At 61.1% G+C, this 19,342-nt stretch carries 16 protein-coding genes, 1 tRNA gene and 1 pseudogene; 10 read left to right on the top strand and 8 right to left on the bottom strand.

The window, feature by feature from the left end:
* Nucleotides 1-157, top strand: a pseudogene (locus HDE78_RS17780) (IS4 family transposase); the annotation flags it as partial.
* A gap of 86 nt (nucleotides 158-243) precedes the next feature.
* Here HDE78_RS17780 and HDE78_RS17775 read toward each other — a convergent pair.
* On the bottom strand, nucleotides 244-1,404 hold the full coding sequence (locus HDE78_RS17775) for an acyl-CoA dehydrogenase family protein (RefSeq protein WP_179481962.1): 1,161 nt from the start codon (nucleotides 1,402-1,404) through the stop codon (nucleotides 244-246).
* Nucleotides 1,405-1,672: 268 nt separating this feature from the next.
* Between HDE78_RS17775 and HDE78_RS17770 the strand changes: the two genes are divergently transcribed.
* The 3 genes from HDE78_RS17770 (at nucleotide 1,673) to metH (ending at nucleotide 6,472) form a co-directional block, all read left to right on the top strand.
* Nucleotides 1,673-2,602, top strand: a complete 930-nt coding sequence (locus HDE78_RS17770) for a metalloregulator ArsR/SmtB family transcription factor (protein ID WP_179481960.1) — start codon at nucleotides 1,673-1,675, stop codon at nucleotides 2,600-2,602.
* A gap of 72 nt (nucleotides 2,603-2,674) precedes the next feature.
* A complete protein-coding gene (locus HDE78_RS17765) occupies nucleotides 2,675-3,775 on the top strand; it encodes a homocysteine S-methyltransferase family protein (protein ID WP_179481958.1) in 1,101 nt (366 codons plus the stop codon).
* Entirely contained in the window at nucleotides 3,776-6,472 is a 2,697-nt protein-coding gene (metH, locus tag HDE78_RS17760; protein WP_179481956.1) for a methionine synthase, read from the top strand. It abuts the gene before it with no gap.
* 43 nt (nucleotides 6,473-6,515) lie between these two features.
* On the opposite strand, the gene HDE78_RS17755 is transcribed toward metH, so the two are convergent.
* The gene (locus HDE78_RS17755; protein ID WP_179481954.1) at nucleotides 6,516-6,857 is read right to left on the bottom strand and encodes a lipid-A-disaccharide synthase N-terminal domain-containing protein; all 342 of its coding nucleotides are present in this window, start codon (nucleotides 6,855-6,857) and stop codon (nucleotides 6,516-6,518) included.
* Nucleotides 6,858-7,009: 152 nt separating this feature from the next.
* Here HDE78_RS17755 and HDE78_RS17750 point away from each other — a divergent pair.
* Nucleotides 7,010-7,084: transfer RNA gene (locus HDE78_RS17750), tRNA-Val, on the top strand.
* A 277-nt stretch (nucleotides 7,085-7,361) separates the two neighbouring features.
* Here the strand turns inward: HDE78_RS17750 and HDE78_RS17745 are convergent.
* Both HDE78_RS17745 and HDE78_RS17740 read right to left on the bottom strand, forming a co-directional pair.
* Nucleotides 7,362-8,309, bottom strand: a complete 948-nt coding sequence (locus tag HDE78_RS17745) for a nucleotidyl transferase AbiEii/AbiGii toxin family protein (RefSeq protein WP_179481952.1) — start codon at nucleotides 8,307-8,309, stop codon at nucleotides 7,362-7,364.
* Nucleotides 8,306-8,920: a type IV toxin-antitoxin system AbiEi family antitoxin domain-containing protein gene (locus HDE78_RS17740; RefSeq protein WP_179481950.1), complete on the bottom strand. Its 615-nt coding sequence runs from the start codon at nucleotides 8,918-8,920 to the stop codon at nucleotides 8,306-8,308. The genes HDE78_RS17745 and HDE78_RS17740 overlap by 4 nt, the downstream gene beginning before the upstream one ends.
* Before the next feature lie 90 nt (nucleotides 8,921-9,010).
* Here HDE78_RS17740 and HDE78_RS17735 point away from each other — a divergent pair, with 90 nt between their 5' ends.
* The 5 genes from HDE78_RS17735 to HDE78_RS17715 all read left to right on the top strand — a co-directional run bounded on the left by HDE78_RS17735 (nucleotide 9,011) and on the right by HDE78_RS17715 (nucleotide 16,763).
* The gene (locus tag HDE78_RS17735) at nucleotides 9,011-13,072 is read left to right on the top strand and encodes a helix-turn-helix transcriptional regulator (protein ID WP_218862503.1); all 4,062 of its coding nucleotides are present in this window, start codon (nucleotides 9,011-9,013) and stop codon (nucleotides 13,070-13,072) included.
* 32 nt (nucleotides 13,073-13,104) lie between these two features.
* Nucleotides 13,105-13,686, top strand: coding sequence for a hypothetical protein (locus HDE78_RS17730; protein ID WP_179481946.1), 582 nt, complete (start codon nucleotides 13,105-13,107; stop codon nucleotides 13,684-13,686).
* A 1,094-nt stretch (nucleotides 13,687-14,780) separates the two neighbouring features.
* Nucleotides 14,781-15,224, top strand: coding sequence for a hypothetical protein (locus HDE78_RS17725; protein WP_179481945.1), 444 nt, complete (start codon nucleotides 14,781-14,783; stop codon nucleotides 15,222-15,224).
* A gap of 2 nt (nucleotides 15,225-15,226) precedes the next feature.
* Nucleotides 15,227-16,054, top strand: coding sequence for a helix-turn-helix domain-containing protein (locus HDE78_RS20870; protein WP_218862501.1), 828 nt, complete (start codon nucleotides 15,227-15,229; stop codon nucleotides 16,052-16,054).
* A 169-nt stretch (nucleotides 16,055-16,223) separates the two neighbouring features.
* The gene (locus tag HDE78_RS17715; RefSeq protein WP_179481941.1) at nucleotides 16,224-16,763 is read left to right on the top strand and encodes a hypothetical protein; all 540 of its coding nucleotides are present in this window, start codon (nucleotides 16,224-16,226) and stop codon (nucleotides 16,761-16,763) included.
* A gap of 17 nt (nucleotides 16,764-16,780) precedes the next feature.
* Here HDE78_RS17715 and HDE78_RS17710 read toward each other — a convergent pair whose 3' ends face one another.
* The 4 genes from HDE78_RS17710 to HDE78_RS17690 form a co-directional block, all read right to left on the bottom strand.
* Nucleotides 16,781-17,089, bottom strand: coding sequence for a hypothetical protein (locus tag HDE78_RS17710; protein WP_179481939.1), 309 nt, complete (start codon nucleotides 17,087-17,089; stop codon nucleotides 16,781-16,783).
* Complete coding sequence (locus HDE78_RS17705) at nucleotides 17,065-17,439, bottom strand: hypothetical protein (RefSeq protein WP_179481937.1); 375 nt, start codon at nucleotides 17,437-17,439, stop codon at nucleotides 17,065-17,067. The genes HDE78_RS17710 and HDE78_RS17705 overlap by 25 nt, the downstream gene beginning before the upstream one ends.
* Nucleotides 17,440-17,666: 227 nt before the next feature.
* On the bottom strand, nucleotides 17,667-18,161 hold the full coding sequence (locus HDE78_RS17695) for a hypothetical protein (RefSeq protein ID WP_179481933.1): 495 nt from the start codon (nucleotides 18,159-18,161) through the stop codon (nucleotides 17,667-17,669).
* 332 nt (nucleotides 18,162-18,493) lie between these two features.
* Nucleotides 18,494-19,285 carry a hypothetical protein gene (locus tag HDE78_RS17690; RefSeq protein ID WP_179481931.1) on the bottom strand — a complete coding sequence of 264 codons (792 nt, stop codon included), beginning with the start codon at nucleotides 19,283-19,285 and terminating at the stop codon, nucleotides 18,494-18,496.
* Between the last annotated feature and the right edge of the window lie 57 nt (nucleotides 19,286-19,342).

The raw sequence follows: 19,342 nt of genomic DNA, 5'->3' as shown, positions 1-19,342 counted from the left end.
GCAACCTCTATCACGCACCGGAGCGCGACTGGCTGAACTCAGGGCCGGAATCGGCAACCTGTTTCTGGATAGACGACCTCGGCCTTCCAGGCCGACGTCCGTCAAAATATCCAAGACTCGCTACCCCGTGAATCGAAAGGCTGCTCCGCTTAAGTGAACAGCATTACGCCTATTGGCGGGCTTTTTTTATCTGCCGTACTACCCAATAACGCCGCCGCTTGTGGCACTCGATACGCTTGAAAATCAGCGCAAGCCCGTCTCCGCGCGCGCGATCACCATCCGCTGGATCTCGCTGGTGCCCTCGTAGATCTCGGTAATCTTGGCATCGCGGAAGTAGCGCTCCAGCGGCATCTCTTTCGAATAACCCATGCCGCCGTGGATCTGCACGGCCTGATGGGTGATCCACATCGCCGCTTCCGAGGCGGTGAGCTTGGCGATCGCCGCCTCGGTACCGAAGCGGCCGCCGGTCTTGTCGGCCTCGCCCTTCTGCCACGCGGCGCGCAGGGTCAGCAGCATGGAAGTGTCGAGCTTGCACTTCATATCCGCGATCTTCGACTGGGTCATCTGGAACGTGCCGATCGGCGCACCGAAAGCCTTACGGTCTCGCGCCCACTGCAGGGTGGCCTCGTAGGCCGCGCGCGAGATACCGATCGCCTGCGAGGCAATACCGATACGGCCCGCGTCCAGCACGCCCATGGCGATCGAGAAACCCTTGCCCGCTTCGCCCAGCAGATTTTCCTGCGGGCAGACGTAGTCGTGGAATTCGATCTCGCAGGTAGCCGAGGCGCGAATGCCCAGCTTCGGCTCGCTCTTGCCGGCATGAAAGCCCGCCAGCTTGGTATCGATGATGAAAGCCGACACGCCGCGCGCGCCCACGCCCGGCGTGGTGATCGCAAACAGCAGAATATAGCGCGCCACCGGGCCGGAGGTGATCCAGCTCTTCTTGCCATTGATCACCCAGTCGCCCTGCGCGTTTTTGGTGGCGCGGGTGTGCATGGCCGAGGCATCGGAGCCCGACTGCGGCTCGGTCAGCGCATACGCGCCGATCGCCTCGCCGGTAGCGATGGCGCGCACGAAGGTCTGCTTCTGCTCCTCGGTACCGTGCTTGAGGATGGCATTGCAGAACAGCGAATTATTGACCGACATGATGGTCGAGGTCGCCGCGTCGGCCGCGGCGATCTCGATCATCGCCAGCACGTAGGCGATCGTATCCATCGCCGCACCGCCATACGCTTCCGGTACCTCGATGCCCATCAGCCCCAGCTTGCCCATCTCGCGGATGTTCTCCAGCGGAAACTCGCCTTTGGCGTCGAATTCGGCGGCCACCGGCGCGATGCGCTTCTGCGCAAAATCGCGGGCAATCGACTGGATCGACAACTGATCTTCGGTAAAGCTGAAATCCATCGAAAAGCTCCGCAGTGAGAGTGGCAGCCGGCCATTGTAGCCGTGGCGGTCAAACGCGCTTGTGCGAGCGCAGCATCGGCGCTCGAGTCGCGTGGGACACCGCGCAGTTACGGAAAAATGGCCGGCGCGGACGCAGCCGGCAAGCGCAGCATCTTGTCGCATGCGCGCCGGAGTGAACGCAGCACGCATCTCCTTCGTCTCGACGCTTGACGCCCCGCCAAACCACGCCTAGCCTTGTCATCTCTTTATCGCGATATAAGGATGCTCAATGGATCTGGCCAGTGCTTCTAGCGTGCTGCGCCTGCTTGCGGATCCGACCCGGGTCCGCCTGCTGGCACTGCTCGAACACGAGGAGCTGACGGTGGCCGAACTGGCGGCCGTGCTGCATCTCGCCCAGCCGCGCGTCTCCACCCATCTGGCCAAATTGAAGGAGGCCGGGCTGGTGCGCGACCGGCGCGCCGGCGTATCCGCCTATTACCGCGCCAACAGCGAGGGCGAGGAGGCGCAGCGCAAGCTGCTCGACTCGCTGCGCCAGAGCATCGACGACGCCCTGCTGCGCGAAGACACCGCACGCCTGCCGGGCGTGCTGGCGCAACGCGCGAGCACCGAAGGTTGGGCCGACACCGTCGCCGGCGACATGGAGCGACATTACTCGCCCGGCCGCACCTGGGAAACCCTGGCACGCTCGCTGCTGCAGCTGCTGGAAACCGGCGACGTGCTCGACATCGCCTCCGGCGACGGCATCACCGCCGAGCTGCTGGCGCCGCACGCTAGGTCGATCACCTGCGTGGACTCCAGCGAACGCGTGGTCGACGCCGCCGCCAAGCGGCTGCGCGCGTTCACTAACGTGCAGGTGATCCAGGGCGACATGCAGGCGCTGGAGCTGGGCGAGCAGCGCTTCGATCTGGTCTTGATGCTGCATGCACTCACCTACGCCGAAAATCCGGCCAAGGCCGTCGCCGAGGCATCGCGCGTGCTGCGCCCGGGTGGTCGCCTGCTGGCGGTGACGCTTGGCCAGCACGATCACCGGACCGCGGTCGAGCCGTTCGATCATCGCAATCTCGGCTTCTCCGGTGACCAGCTGCGCGAGCTGGCGAGCAGCGCGGGTTTGGACGTCATTAGCTGTCACCAGATCAGCCGCGAGCGCAAGGCGCCGCATTTCGAAGTGATCAGCCTGCTGGCGCGCAAGCCGCATTGAACCGATCGCCGCCAACACCATTTGAAACACCGCCTCGCGACACGCGAAGCAAAGCACCAAGGAATCATCGTCATGAGCGCCCTGCCCTGGTTACACCCCGACCGCGTTGCCCTGCTGGAACAGGCGCTGCATCAGCGCATCCTGATCCTCGACGGCGGCATGGGCACGATGCTGCAGGCGCACGAGCTGGATGAAAGCAGCTTCCGCGGCGACCGCTTCGAGCACGGTCACGACGGCCATGCGAAATCCGCTGACGGTCACGCGCACGAACACGCCGGCAGCTGCGATCTGAAAGGCAACAATGACCTGCTGACGCTGACCAAGCCCGACATCATCCGCGGCGTGCACGCGGCCTATCTCGAAGCCGGCGCCGACCTGGTCGAAACCAATACCTTCAACTCCACTCGGGTCAGCCAGGCCGATTACGGCCTGCAGCATCTGGCTTACGAACTGAACCTCGAAGGTGCACGACTGGCGCGCGTCGCCTGCGACGACATGACGGCAAAAACACCAGATAAACCGCGCTTCGTCATCGGCGTGCTCGGCCCGACCAGCCGTACCGCATCGCTATCGCCGGACGTGAACGACCCTGGCTTTCGCAACGTCACGTTCGAGGAGCTCGGCGAAAACTACACCGAATCCGCCAACGGCCTGATCGACGGCGGCGCCGACGTGATCATGGTCGAAACCATCTTCGACACGCTCAATGCCAAGGCCGCGCTGTTCGCGCTGAGCGAGCTGTTCCACCAGCGCGGTGCGCGCGTGCCGGTGATGATTTCCGGCACCATCACCGACCGCTCCGGCCGCACCCTATCCGGGCAGACGGCCGAAGCGTTCTACTACTCGGTCGCACACGCGCGGCCGCTGTCGGTGGGCTTCAACTGCGCGCTCGGCGCGGAAGACCTGCGCCCGCACGTGCAAACGCTCTCCAGCATTGCGGAAAGCTACGTCAGCACGCATCCCAACGCGGGCTTGCCAAATGCCTTCGGCGAGTACGACGAATCGCCCGAGCACATGGCCGGCGTGATCGGCGGCTTCGCGCGCGACGGCCTGCTCAACCTGGTCGGTGGCTGTTGCGGCACCACGCCGGCGCACATCAAGGCGATTGCCGAAGCCGTACGCGACTGCGCGCCGCGCGTGATTCCGTCTGCCACGCAAGCGGAGGCCGCGTAAGTGAGGCGATATACCCGCCTGTCCGGCCTGGAACCGCTGGTCCTCACACCCGAACTGCTGTTCGTCAACGTGGGCGAGCGCACCAATGTCACCGGCTCGGCGCAGTTCAAAAAGCTGATCAAGGAGGAGCGCTACGACGAGGCGATCGACGTGGCGCGCCAGCAGGTCGAGAATGGCGCGCAGATCATCGACATCAACATGGACGAGGGCCTGATCGACTCCGAAGCGGCGATGACCCGCTTCGTCAACCTGATCTCCTCCGAGCCCGACATCGCGCGCGTGCCTTTCATGATCGACTCGTCCAAGTGGACGGTGATCGAGGCCGGCCTGCGCTGCCTGCAGGGCAAGGGCATCGTCAACTCGATCTCGATGAAGGAAGGCGAGGCGCAGTTTCTCGACCACGCGCGCAAGGTGCAGCAGTACGGCGCCGCCGCCGTCGTGATGGCGTTCGACGAACAGGGCCAGGCCGACACCTGCGCGCGCAAGGTGGAGATCTGTTCGCGCGCGTACGAGCTGCTGACGCGCGAGCTCGACTTTCCGCCGGAAGACATCATCTTCGATCCGAACATCTTTGCCGTGGCCACTGGCATCGAGGAGCACAACAACTACGCAGTGGATTTCATCGAAGCCACGCGCGAGCTGAAAAAGCGCTTTCCCGATTGCCATATCTCCGGCGGCGTTTCCAACGTGTCGTTCTCGTTCCGCGGCAACGACACCGTCCGCGAGGCGATCCACTCGGTGTTCCTGTACCACGCCATCAAGGCCGGCATGGACATGGGCATCGTCAACGCCGGCTCGCTGGCGATCTACGACGATCTCGATCCCGAGCTGCGCGAGCGGGTCGAGGATGTGGTGCTCAACCGCCGCGACGATTCCACCGAGCGCCTGCTCGAGATCGCCGACAACTACCGCAAGAAAAAGGGCGAGGCCGCGGTCGAAACGATCGCCTGGCGCGAGATACCCGTGCGCGAGCGGCTCAGCCACGCGCTGGTCCACGGCATCGACCAATACGTGGTCGAAGACACCGAAGAAGCACGCCAGCTGTCCTCGCGCCCGCTCGACGTCATCGAGGGCCCGCTGATGGACGGCATGAACGTGGTCGGCGACCTGTTCGGCGCCGGCAAGATGTTTCTGCCGCAGGTGGTCAAGTCCGCCCGCGTGATGAAAAAAGCCGTGGCCTACCTGCTGCCCTTCATCGAGGAAGAAAAGCTGCGCACAGGCGACATGGGCAAGAACAACGGCAAGATCATCATGGCGACGGTCAAGGGTGACGTGCACGACATCGGCAAGAACATCGTCGCCGTGGTGCTCCGCTGCAACAATTTCGAGGTGATCGATCTGGGTGTGATGGTGCCGGCGCAGAAAATTTTGGAAGCGGCCATTGCCGAGAACGCCGACATCATCGGCCTGTCCGGCCTGATCACGCCCTCACTGGAAGAAATGAGCCAGGTCGCGCGCGAAATGCAGCGGCAGAACTTCCATATCCCGCTGATGATCGGCGGCGCCACTACCTCGCGCGCGCACACCGCGCTGAAGATCGAGCCGCACTACAAGTCGCCCACCGTGTGGGTGAAGGACGCCTCGCGCGCCGTCGGCGTAGCGCAGTCGCTGGTCAGCAAGGATCTGGTCGAGGAGTTCATCGCCAAGATCCGTCTCGAGTACGCCGACGTGCGCGAGCGGCACAAGGACCGCGGCCCCGGCAAGCAGCTGGTGCCGCTGGCCAAGGCGCGCGCGCAGCGCTTCACCGACGACTGGGAGGCCTACGAGCCGCCGGTACCGAAGACGCCGGGCATCACCGTATTCGACGATTACGACCTGGCCGAGCTGCGCCAATACATCGACTGGCTGCCGTTCTTCAACGCCTGGGAGCTGGCCGGCAAATTCCCCGCCATTCTCGACGACGACGTCGTCGGCGCGCAGGCGCGCGAGCTCTACGCCGATGCCAACCGCATGCTCGACACGCTGATCGCCGAGCGCTGGCTCACCGCCAAGGGCGTGATCGGCTTCTGGCCGGCGGCGAACATCGGCGACGACATCGAGGTCTACGCGGTCGACGCCGCGCCGAAGGTCAAACCTCTGGCCACGCTGCGCCATCTGCGCCAGCAGGTGGAGAAGCCGGCCGATCGCCCAGACTTCTGCTTAGCCGATTTCATCGCGCCCAAGGACAGCGGCGTCAAGGATTGGGTCGGCGGCTTTGCCGTGACCACCGGCATCGGCATCGAGCCGCACGTCGCCCGGTTTGAGGCCGACCATGACGACTACTCGTCGATCATGCTCAAGGCGCTGGCCGATCGCCTCGCCGAAGCGTTCGCCGAGCGGCTGCACGAGCGCGTGCGCAAGGAGTTCTGGGGCTATCAACCGGACGAGACGCTGGCTAACGACGACCTGATCGCCGAAAAGTACCGCGGCATCCGCCCCGCTCCCGGCTACCCGGCCTGCCCCGAGCACTCGGAAAAAGCCACGCTATTTGAACTGCTCAACGCTACCGAACACACCACCATCGGGCTGACCGAAAGCTTCGCCATGCACCCGACGGCGGCGGTATCCGGCTGGTACTTCTCGCATCCGCAGAGCCAGTATTTCGTGGTCGGCAAGCTCAGCCGCGACCAGGTCGAGGACTATGCCAAGCGCAAGGGCTGGTCGCGCGATATGGCCGAACGCTGGCTGGCGCCCTACCTCGGCTACGAGGTCGAGTAAGCGATCAGGCGTGGGCGATCAAGTGGCGAAGTCCGGCCTGGGATCAGACTTCGCTCTCGACCACGTCGCGGCGCTTGACCTCGCGCATGTGCACAATCAGGTTGTACACCGAGACAAACGCCGGGAAAAAGTTCGACAGAATGCCGACCGAGTCGTTCTTGCCGATGATGAAATAGCTCAGCAGCAGCGCGCTGCCGATCACCGACAGCCACCAGAACGACAGCGGCATCACCACGCGCTTCAGTTTGCGCGTGTAGTACATCTGCACAAACCAGCGGCTGGTAAACATCAGCGAACCGATCAGGCCGACCAGTTTCCACGGCGTAATCTCAAAGCCGTGCAGCGCCGCGACAATATGGTTGAGCTCGTGCTGCAGGAATTCCATCGGGGCCGCCTCGTCAGTCAAGCGCGGCAGTTTACCAACCCACGGCACCGGTGGATGCACCGCCAGCGGCCCAGGCCGCCCATTTAGGCTGGCGCCAGCAAGCCAACGATTGACCCGGAGCCCCGCTCCCCGTATATTTGCGCGCTCTCGGCGGGCGATTAGCTCAGCGGTAGAGCACTGCCTTCACACGGCAGGTGTCGCAAGTTCGATCCTTGCATCGCCCACCACTAGTTTCAGTAATACATGCACTTACGAAAAAGCCCGACTTCCGCCAAGTCGGGCTTTTTTTGCTTTTTACGACTCGAGTGTTCCATAGGCGTTCCGCGTCTATCCCTGTCCATCCCTGTCCATCACTGTCTACCTGTGGGCTGTTCCATCGGAGTTCCGCATGCACCTTCTGGTCGGCTGGATTCTCGACGGCAGCGTCTGATCTCTCATTCCTTTTTCGTCACTGCAAAGCGCTTGGCAACACCACTACGGGCAGCAACCCTCATATCCGCTCTGTTAGGGATTTCCGACCGACTGATCTTGGCGCCATACGCCACCATCGGGATCCCAATAGCCTTTGGCACCATCTGGTGTCCCCAGGCTAACAATGATGGGGCCAAAGAAACGTCGCAGTTCCACTTGCAGGTCTGCGAATGGCGGCGGCTCAAGGGTCGGTGGATTACGGCGAAGGAAGCCACTCCAGAGACCTCGATTCTCGGCAATTGCCGCGAAAACCTCGGTCAGGCCCACGGGCATCTCGGTTGGAAAGGCGGTCTCCCGGCGCCGGAGCGTGCCACTAACCGCCTCGACGAGGCTCGGCAAATCGAAGCGAAAAGTGCGTGTCGTGACCCAGATGTCGTGGAAGTCCTTGATCCGGCCGTTCGCTTCTCCGAAGCGGATCATCGCCTCGAATTTCTCGGCAACCACGGTTTCGGGTGGGTACATCAGGATGTTTGCCTGCGGTAGATCTGGCAACAGACCAGGGAAATTTCTCCGCTTTGGCAGGGGGTAAACGTAGTCGCCGAAGCCGATGTCGACCTGTACGCGAATGACGGCTCTGGCCAATTCGCCGTCCAAGCTCAGCTGGACGCCCTGGTATTTATCGTCTTCGCGGACCGCGTCGACCTTCAAGCTGGCTGGATCGAACCTGATGCCGTCATCAGGGACTTCGATCCGGCAAATGCGGATGAAGAGTTCGGCAATGGCATTCGGATCGGGGTTGCCCTGGCCCAATAGATCGAGATCCCCCGTGGGTCGGAACACATGCTCCGGCCACGTGACGAACAGCATGGCCCCCTTGAGCACATAGCGCTCGACCGCCTCTGTCTGACTCAGACGAAAGAGCAGGCGCTCGATCGCGTAGCGCGTCAGGACACGCTGATAGTCGTCTCCGTGCTGTTTTGCGTGAGCGAGGAGTCTGGCCCTGATGGATGCCGCCGGATTCTTGGTGATCTTGAACTTCATTGCATGGCCTTGATGAGTGGGTCCATCTGGCCCCTGACCCGATCGATGGCGGCGAACTTCATCAGCTCACTTGGAGAGGTCTTACGTTGCCGCAGCGCGTCGCGCAGCGCCTCAATGGCGACGTCCTCGCCGACATGGCGGCGGTGTTTGAAGCAATCGGCGACCGTCTTCGCGACGCCGTAGATCAGCACCTCGACTCCTTCGATTTGGATATGTTCAATGCCTGCCGTGAGAGCTTCGCCAGTCGCCCGGACGATTTCGAGCCGCAGTCCTGTCGGGTTGGGTGTGCGGGCCTTATGGGGGATGGTCATCCAGACAGCGTGGGGCAGCTGGGTAGTGAGCCCGTGCTGACGTAGGGCGCTGACTAGACTGATGACTCCGTGCGGGACGAGACGTGCGGCTTCTGCCAGATCGTGTGCAATGTTTTCCCCACTGCGTTCCGGATCCTGGTAGAGGCCGCGGCCGAGGCGGACGAGGTCACCAGCGTCGGTCAGTCTCTTCAGATAGACGAGGGGGATGCCGGCCGCTTTGAAGTCTCTCGCTCGCACGATGCCTCGTGCCTGGACGAGGCTGAAGGCGCGTTCGCGATAATTACTATGACGTTCGATCATTATGTTATCTATTGTTTACAAAAAATATAATTTGTCGACAAAAAAGATTTATTGAAGAATGTTAGCTGACGTCATATATTTCATATGACTATGAACTCGTCAACTCCTCCCCCTGATCTCACGCCCAAGCACGTACGGGCGGCGCGCGCCCTTTTGGCATGGTCGCAACAGGAACTGGCCAAGGCAGCCGGTGTGGCGACTTCGACCGTTGCTGACTTCGAACGGGGACAGCGAACCCCCGTCGCCAACAACGCTCAAGCCATTCGGGGCGCTCTGGAGGGCGCTGGCATTCGATTCCTGCCCACGGGTGCCATCATCGGGCCGCCCGTTCCGATCATCACAACTTCCGAACGTCCGGGAGCACCGGTTCGTTGGGTCAGCGCTGAGGATCTTTCCGCGTGGGCTAACCGCACCGACGGCGCTGTAAGTCTCCCGACGCTTCTCGCTCATCTGATCCGAGCGACCCATGGCGCGGCAGCACAACTTCGTTTTCCGTCAGACGAAGGGGTTCGCCATCCGGGTTGGGATGGGCTGACTTCATCCGAGGTTGGTAGCACATACGTGCCCAAGGGTGATGCCGGCTGGGAAATTGGGACTCAACGCAGCAACATCGTCCAGAAGGCGAGCGAGGACTATCGAAAGCGAACGGCAGAGTCAGCACCGCTCAATCCCGCTGATGCGGCATATGTGTTCGTCACGCCGCGTCACTGGCCGAAAAAAGACGAGTGGGCCAAGACACGTCAGGAGGAGGGTCCATGGCGGGAGGTTCGCGTCTACGACGCCAATGACCTGGTTCACTGGATCGAACAAACGCCGGCGGTCGGCCTCTGGCTAGCAACTCGCCTAGATAAACGACCACCGGGGACACGGGAGCTGGAAGAGGTCTGGAAGGAGTGGTCGCTCGCTACCCAGTGGCCTCTGACTGAAGACCTCGTTCTCAGCGATCGTGACCAAGATGCCGTCGACGTCCTACGTTGGCTTCGCGGTGAGCCATCCGTGCTCTCCCTTCGGACGACTACTGCTGAGGAGGTGGTGGCGTTCTTTCATGCCACCCTCAGTGAGCTGCCGGATGACATGGCGACTGCCTATCGCGCGCGCTGCCTCGTGGCGACTACTGCCGCCGCAGCCAGGGCTCTCGCCAATGCGCCTGCACCGCTGATCTTGCTGTTGACCGATCCCGAGCCTGGTCTTGCCCAGACTCTTGCGGAGAAAGGGCACTACGTTCTGCAGGCCTACGATGAACGATTGATTGGGCGTGGCGAAGTGCGCACGCTTGCCCGACCTTCGCGCGAGGGGATTGCTAGCGCTCTGGTCAGCGCTGGTATCGCCGAGCCGAGGGCCAAGGCGCTCGCTCGCGATAGTGCCCGAAACCTCGCTGTCCTGCGACGCTTGATTCCGGGGGCTCCCGGACGCCTCCCACGATGGGCGGAAGAGTTGCCGCCGCATGCGCTGCTGGCGGCGCTGCTGGCCGGGGGCTGGGATGAGAACGCCGAAGCTGATCGGGCTCGACTTTCGGAGCTCGCGGATCAGCCCTACGAGGCGATCATTACTGCCTTGGCTCCCTATGTTGGGGAATTCGACAGCCCGCTGCAAAAGGTCGGTTCGACTTGGCGCATCACCTCTCCGTCCGATGTATGGGTTTTGCTCGCGCATACTCTGACAAGCACCGACATTGCCCGTTTCGAGGCGGCGGCACATGCCGTTCTGGGATCGGCAGATCCGCGCTTTGACATGGATCCTGATGAGCGTTGGATGGCGGATGTTCGCGGAGTGCACCGTGAATATTCAGGAATGCTGCGCCACGGTATCGGTCAGGTGCTCATCCTGCTTGCGCTTTGGGGTGATCGTGTCCGAATCGTTCCGGACGCAAGTCGGCGAGTTGACGCTATCGTCGGCAAGCTACTGCGGAACGCCGATCAGCGACGGTGGTGGTCGCTGTCTGGTGACTTTCGGCTGTTGGCTGAGGCATCGCCGGATGCCTTCCTGACGTCTATTGAGGACAGCCTTGACCAAGACGATCCGCCTATCGGCGCTCTCTTCGGCCACGATGATGGCGGTGTGTTCGGAGCTGAGCATCTGTCAGACTTGATGTGGGCACTTGAGTCTCTGGCATGGTCACCGGAATGGATGCCGCGGGTGACTCATATTCTGGCGCGCCTTGATGCGATCGACACCAAGCCGCGCCGCTATTCGAATGGGCCGGCCAATAGTCTGCGCGAGATCCATCTGCTTTGGATACCGCAGACCTATGCGAGTTTGGACCAGCGGCTTCGCGCTCTCGATCTCATCCGAAAGCGTGAAACAAACGCCGCGTGGAAACTGATGCTCGGCACCCTGCCGCAAGGGCACGACACCTCAACTCCATCACCCACGCCACTTTGGCGCGACTTTACTGTCGATCAGGTCGAGACCATAACTTGGGGTCTCATTGGGCGTGGTGCTGCTGCAATCAGCGAGCGCTTGCTGGCAGATGTTGGTCTGAGCCCAGCGCGCTGGTCGCACCTACTTGACCGCCTCGGTGATCTGGCTCCGGACATCGAACCAGCCATCATCGCGCTAGAGGCGGCAGAGCCACAAATCACCGATAAGGCCGACCGCGGGATTCTTTGGGGCAAGCTCCGTGGTGTGCTTCACCATCATCGACAGTTCCCAGACGCGCAATGGTCGCTATCGAGTGCCGTGCTGGATCGCCTGGAGTTCGTCTACCACCGCTTCGCGCCGACCGATCCGCTTGAGCAAATAGCGTGGCTATTTCAGCAACCCGTTCGACTGCCAAAACCTTCTTCGACAGGCTGGGAGGCTGAACAGCGAGATGTCGACGCCGCTCGACAGCAGGCAGTGCAAGCCCTTTACGCGAAGGACGGGCTGTCGGCGGTACTGTCGCTCGCCCGACTGGCAGAGGCCGCCGGTTATATCGGCAAGGCACTCTATGATAGCGGCCTGCCGATCGCTGACGTCGACGCGCTGATTGAGGCCGCTGTTCGAAGTGATGACGCCCACGAACGGGATGTTGCCCACGGTCTGATTATTTCCTTTTTCCGTGACCGGAAAGAGCCCTGGGCAGAGGCCTTGATCGCTAAAGCAAGAGCAGAGAACTGGGGCGACACCGCGCTGCTGACGATTCTTCGCGCGCTTCCGACAGTGCGCTGGACCTGGGATCAAGTGGCCCAGATCGACGGGGATCTGGAAACGGCCTACTGGCGTCTTGCGCCAGTGCTCTGGATGGACGAAGACAGCGAAGAAGTTGCTTATGCCATCCGCATGCTGATCCGTGTCGGGCGCGCTCGGCATGCCCTGCCGCTTGCGGCACATGGCAACAAGGTTCAACTACCCTGCGAACTGTTGGTCGAGGTACTGCAGGAAGCGGCTCGACAGCCGTTCGACAACAACGGCGACGGCAACGAAGCGACCATGTTCCAGCACTATGTCGCCGAAATTCTCCAGCTTCTCGACGCGCGCGATGATGTCGACCGGGACGCGCTCATTGCGCTTGAGTGGAACTACCTGCAGGTACTGGAGCATTCCCGTCGGCCGGCGAAAGCACTGCTGAGGGCGCTTTCTGAAGATCCGTCACTATTCATCATGATGCTGAGTGCGGTCTACAAGGCCAACGAGGAGAGCGGCGTCGTTGAGCCCGAACCCGAGAACCCAGAGCAAGCGCGGGCGGTCGCCACGCAGGCGTATCGGTTGCTTGGGCTCTGGAATCGGATTCCCGGGACACGCGACGACGGTACGCTCGATGGCGAGGTTCTTGAATCGTGGATAAAGGAAGCGCGGACCTTGGCCAAGGCTGCCGGCCGAGAAGAGGTTGCAGATAGCCGTATTGGAAACATGCTGTCAGCCTCGCCAATAGGCGCGGATGGCAACTGGCCGGCGGAGCCGGTACGCGAGGTGATTGACCTCTTCCGCAGCAAATCAATGATCGAGGGGTTCCACATCGGTAAGAGCAATCGGCGCGGTGTCACGACCCGTTTGCCGCGCGATGGCGGCGAACTTGAGCGCCAAGATGCAGCAAAGTATCGAGCTTGGGCAAGAGCAATCTCCTATGCGCATCCTCACACGGCCAAGGCACTTGATGCCCTTGCTGATGGGTACGAATGGCAGGCGCGACTAGAGGATGAAAGAGTGGAGCGTCTCGACTGGCAGGCTTAGATCCCACCGGTCAACATCAGGAGTGTTCATTAATGACAGACAGAAAAGAAGCTGTTGAAGCTTGGTCGCGCGAAGACCTCGTGGACACAGCCAAACGTATTGCGTTGATCACGGGCTGTGTGATTACAGGCGTGTTCTTTTTGTACTACCTACGATTCTCACATTGGCCCGAGCTACCACGCACACTCCGAACGCTGATCTTTGGTTTGGAATCAGACAAGCAATTTTCTGATGCTCAGGAAGCATGGAGCCAGTTCGGTGAGTTCGTTGGTGGCACGCTCGGTCCTGTTCTTAGCGGTCTCGCGTTTATCGCCTTATTGTTCACCCTGCTTTTGCAGCGAGAGGCCATGCTGGCGGCAAAAAGGGACTCTGCTAACACCCTCAAGACTCTCTCGGAACAGACATGGCTGTCCTTAGAGGCCGCACGTTTGCAAGCATTGACGGCTGCCCTAACCGTAACTTCAGAAGAACTTCGTCAAGTGCAAGAGACACGCCTACCCAACTCTACGGAAAAAGCTGAGGATCTGACCAAACGAAAAGAGCAACTGGCAGGCGAGATCATCGAGATCAATAGCCGCTTGGCCCTTCAAGCGAAGGCCAAGGCTTCACCATAGCAGCCGCCGCCGTTGCCCACAGCACACTGATCAACAGTCCGGCACCAGGCCAAAATCGTAACCATTTATGGAGCAGTGCATTATGCGATTGAGATCACACAAAAATGATCTGAAACTGTATTGACGCAACGACGCGGTGGCGTAATGCTCACCTCATGGACTCCGATGCACATCATACGGACACTTATTCCACCGCACACGTGGAGGAGATGATGCACACGCTTTTTGGGGAGACTCCAGAGCTTCCAGTACTCGATGTGCGACCTCAGATCCGAGCGCTCAATGCGCAGCTACGGGCCCGTAGTGCAGTTGCATCGGCGAGACACAACGCCAAGCAGGCTGGGCAATCCAACACACACGCGCACTTGATTCGTTTAGGTATTCTCGTTGGCAGCGCGGCGAAGGGCTTAACTGCGCGCTGGCGGCGCACCCTGCGCTCAGAACTTGGACTGGCATCCGGTTTGCTGGGGCGCGAGTTGGTAAGTCCGCACGCAGAAGCTCTTTGCCGCGCCGCAGTTGCCATTCGCGCTCAGGCTCATGCAGCCGCGTCAATCGCGCAGAGAGCGCGGGAGAGCGCGCGCAATCATGCAGTGAATTACGTTCACCACTTTCCAACGCGCGCCGCAACGGCGCGCGCCGCAGCCCTCGCCTAACCGACGGCTGCACATCCTGAGCGCGCGCGAGCGCGCATATCCGAATCACCAGGAACAAAGCCGCCGGCCTGAGCCGAGCGGTTTTTCGCGCGCGTGCGCAGCGGCATGGCCGGCGGTCACGGAGACACACATCGTGACCATCAGCACCCCAGATCCATACGTGTTAGCAGCCGTCGAGCTCCTTGACGGTGCGATTAAGCCCTTGAACGACGGCCTGCGCCGAATTGGGTGGACAGGCAACCGACGGGCAATCCACGCGCGTCTTGTTGCCGGCACTCTGCCGATCGCACCGGTTCGGATTGGCCGGCACTGGTACATCACCGCCGGCGCAGTTGCAGAGCTCCTGCGAGGTAATGCCGCGCCACCTCCTCCACTTGCACCACCTACGAGTACGAGGCGCGCCCCCGGCCGGCCGCGCGGCACGACGCGGAGGGCGCCAAAATGAAGCACACGGATCTACTCGTGCTCACGGCGTTAATCAAATCCGAACTGGGTGCCGACGATGCCAAAATTGAGCAATGGATCAAGATTGGCCGCCGGAACAATTTGGCCGGCGACCTAGATTCGTTGAGTTCGATGTGGCTGGCCATGCACGATCCCTCATGGTACGGGGGAAGCAGAGGCCCGCAACCCGCTGACAAAATCAAGCGCGCATTGGAGATCGAGGGCGATCGGCAATCGGCGCGATCTGTCGATTGGGATCCGAGCACTCCGGGCGCGATCGAGGCAGCTGAGTTGCTGGCCGCAGCGATGTCGACGAGCAGCAGCAGGGGCCGCCGTCGAGGGACTAGTCCTCAATCCGACCGCCGAGCCGCCGCGCGTGTTCGCCGGGCGATAGTCGGTGGGCAAGCAAGCTTTGCCGGTATTGGCTGGGGGGCTGGCTGACCATGAGCGTGCGCGCGCTGAACTGGGCATTCGAGCTTGACCTTCCCCCAACCCGGAAGGTGATTATGTTGGCGCTCGCCGACCACGCCAACCACGACGACCGATGCTGGCCCAGCATCAGTCGACTTGCTCGAATTTCGCGGGTTGATGTACGCACTGTCCAGCGCGCTCTGCGGGCGTTTGAAGCCGCGGGGCTGGTGCAAGCCAGAGCAGATAAAAGAAATTCAGATGGAGGCCAAACGTCCAACGTTTATACGCTGATGATCCCCCCTGACAAAATGTCACCCCCTCCCCCCCGGCACAATGTCACCGGGGCGGTGGCACCTGTGACACGGGCTGGGGTGACACCTGTGTCACCCCAGGAACCACCATATAGATCCAACAATGAAGCAGCAGCACGCGGGAACGCCAGTGACGTTGCTGCTGCAACCGACAAGCAGCGTAAGCCCAAAACCCGGCGACCAAGTGGAATCGTTTGTTACATCGAGCAGGATCATGATGATCGGCCCGAAGCTGAGCGGATCGAGGGTGATGCCAACGCGGGCGAGATTGCCACGGCGGTGGCAGTAGTTCGAACGCAGATTGTGCCGAGGACAGGCCGGCACAGAGAGCCGACACCCGGACCTGTGTGGGACGAAATCTTGCGCGCCCGCCAAGAAAAGCAGCGAGCGGAATGCGCGGAACACGCCGAAGCCTTGAGGCGAAACGCCAAAACAAAACAAGCCGAGATCGAAGCCGATCCAACCGCGCGGGCAGCGCGGGAAGAAGCCGCCCGGAAAGCAATGACCGAAGTCGCTGCCGCTCTCGGTCTACGCCCAACGGTAAGTTAAAAGAAGCCGGCGAACGCCAAGCGTTGATGAACTTGATGGTCGGCGCGATCGGCAGCTATAAAAACCCGAGCTCGCATCGAAAAATGGATATTACGCGCGACGAAGCACGTGAAATAATTGTCGTCGCATCTCATCTTCTCAAGATCGTCGACTCAAGGGCAGCGCCATAGTGGCCTTCTATCTATACATCCTCGGCGTACTCGCCACTGGTGGCCTCCTGGCCTGGAACCTCTATCGCCGCAACAGAATGAGCACCGAGCCGAGCAACGACGACTCCGCAGCAGCGATCAAATTTATCGGCTTTGGCCGCACTCCTTACGAACTGATACCGGACGATCGTCCACCTGCCTCGGACTGCTATGTGAAGGACGGGGCAGGCAGTTCGGTCGCGACCTTCGAATCGATGTCTCTGAGCGGCGACACCCTGCATATCGACCACTTCGCACTGGACGGCTCCCTAAAAGGCAGCGGCTTGGGTGAGACCGTGCTACGCGGATTCGCTCGACTGGTGGCAGAGCAAGCTCCACAGATCAATCGCATCACGTTCGATTTATACCGCGTCAGCGAAGGGAGCGATATCGTCAAGCTTGCGCAGGCGCGCTATGCCCTGTTGAAGAGGATCGGTGCCCACTCAGTGTTTCAGCGTCAGCCTAATGAGTACCGCATCTGCGTCAGCGGCACATGGGACAAACCACATTGGAGCAACTAAGGCGTAGACACATCGATTCAAGACCGACGTGTGCGTCGCTTCATCGCTTCGGGTTCTTTGCGTGATCGTTCTCCCCGAAGGTGCATATCACAGAACTCGATGGTGATGGGCGACATAGTGCCAAGCGCAGCATTGAAAGGCTTGATGAGGTCGAGAACTCTTGCTCCACGATCAACGAAGATCTTCAAGTCGAAATAAGCCGTGATGTTATCCCTATAGAGGGCAACCGCTTCGCAATACTGACTAAGCAGCCCCATCAATTCAGCGATTCTTGTCTTGAAGAAAACAGAGTTGACCGCTTTTACGTCGACCTCTTTGGTGAGCACAGCATGTATGCTCGTAACCGCCCCGCGCCCAACGTCGTAACCAGAGGTGCGTGAAGCACATCCTGCATATCCTTGTAGACCGCCTCTAGCCAACGGACGTGGCGATCTGCCAGTTGACGCTCCCGATCACGCTCAAGCAGCGCATATTGCAAGCGCAACGTCCAAACCACTGCGATCAACGCGAGAAAGCTCAATAGCGGGCCAGCCACCCCACCGACATAGGTGCAGAAGTTGGCCCAATCTGAGACGTGGTGGGAAAAGGGTGAACCGAAACCACCCAGCCAGTGATAGGCCGCAAGTGTGCCAGCAAGCACCACCAGGCCCAGCAGCGCAAAGACTATGACTGCCACGTTCCTCGCCCCCTCGTTTATGCCTTCCCCCTGTGGATTAAGGGGTTCGAGCTGATACTAAGTCAACTGACGGCACGCAGCTCGTCCCAGCAAGTGGTGTATCGAGGCGACAAGTTCTGACGATGCATCGTCCATCTGCGCCCACCCTTGATACCCGCGTGCCCAATGCCCATCGAGCCCCTCCCCCCGCTGTTGGAGTTTTCGCGGTCAACACGCAGCGAAAAGACTCACTGGCAGTTGGACGGCCAGTTATCCACGGGGCACCACTTCTGTGCGGCAGCGGTAGCTGCCGGCGCCGGTGCCTGTGCGGCCGACTTGGTGAACTGCTCAAACATGGTCTGTTGCGCGTTCTGTTCGGCCACCACGTGCCGAACCTCAATGTGCCCGGCAATCAGAAGCGACACGAGAGCGGTCGCTGACAGCAGGACGCGCATGTTCTCGATGGCGAGGCCGGCCACCATGTTGGCCAGGTCGGCGATGGTGTCGATGAGATTCTTCATGGTGTGCTCCAAGTTCAGTGAAGTGCAGTAACCGCGCTTGCGGCGGCGTGCGTAGTCGCGCTGCTCGATGGACATGCTGGCCGGATGCGTCATGGTGGTCATGTCTTGTGCCTCTTGGTCGTGAGATGGCTGCTGCTTCGGCTTCTCCCGTCCTGCCTCGGAGGGAGCCTGCTTTTCGGCTTCTGGCTGGAGGCTCGCGCGCTTTTGAAATTGATCGATCACACCTATGCACTCCATTTGAAGTCCTGCCCCGTCGGTCGCCTTGTAGCGACGGGCGCAGAGGCAGGAAGCGGATGCAAGGGGGCTCTTGAGTGAAGACGTTCAGTGTCCGGTTCAGCCGTGTCGGCTGAATCCGGCGCTGGGCGTCGGAACGCCCTTGCATACGCGTACTGCCTCTGCGACCGCTTGAGCGAAAAGGCGACCGACGGGGTAGGACGCCTGGAGTCCTGGATCGAGGCGATTTCATGCGCGAGCTGGAAGCCGCTTTGCGCTCTTACCTCTCGAAATCCATTGTCGGACACCGCCTTTCTCGCACAATACAAAAACGGCCTCGGTCACAGAGGAACACCGATCTGCAGCCCGATGAAGCCGCTCGCGCGCGCACCAAAATTGGGGGCAGCAAAAAAACTCGCGGCCATGCCCGATGGTGATTCGATTCGAAACAACGCTGTGCCCATCGCCGGCGACGTCGGGATCTCACTTCGGCGATAGCCGGACGCAACACCACCTGACAAACCCGCATCCACGTGCCAGCCCTGCGGGTTGCCGATGTGGATTGGCGTCCACTCTGCAAGGGCGTAGGCCGTCAGACGTCGATAACTGTTGTCGTAGGCTCCCACTGAAAGCGCCCAGTCTCCCGCGCTTCCCTCAGGGCGATAGGTGATACCCAGGCCGGGGTTGATCTGGTTGAGGTCGTGACGTGCCCACTGTTCGCCGTGGATGCTGACCGTGTTCACATCGAGCAGGATGTCTGCCGCGTGCGCAGGCACCGACGCGCCGAATCCGCCAATACCAGCGAGCAGGAATCCCACGGCAATCACCGCCTTTTGCCAGCTCTTCGCTTGGTTGATCACCTTTTGAAGGTTCTCTGGCGTGAGTAACTTTTTTTCCACCACGGGCGCGGGCTCGTCCGTCGATGGCTCCGCGAGTGTTGGTGATTTGGGAACCGGGGCTGGCTGCGGCGTGACCGTGGTATTCGATTGGGGCGCCAAGCCAATGAGACCTGGCAATTCATGATGATGTCGGCGGATAAGTAAACGAATCGCGGTTCCGCGATCGCGAGGGGACAGCGCACGCAGCGCGACGGCGGCCGGTTCATCATCGTGGAGTCGGGTTTCTATGCGCACTGGAATTCTCCGGGTCAGGTGAGGCAACCGAGTGCCGCCTCTATCTGTTAGGAGTTT

Source organism: Rhodanobacter sp. K2T2, from assembly GCF_013408815.1.
In the GTDB taxonomy this organism is placed as follows: Bacteria; Pseudomonadota; Gammaproteobacteria; order Xanthomonadales; family Rhodanobacteraceae; genus Rhodanobacter.
Note: the sequence above shows the minus strand (reverse complement) of the source record. Positions and strands in the feature narration are given on the sequence as shown.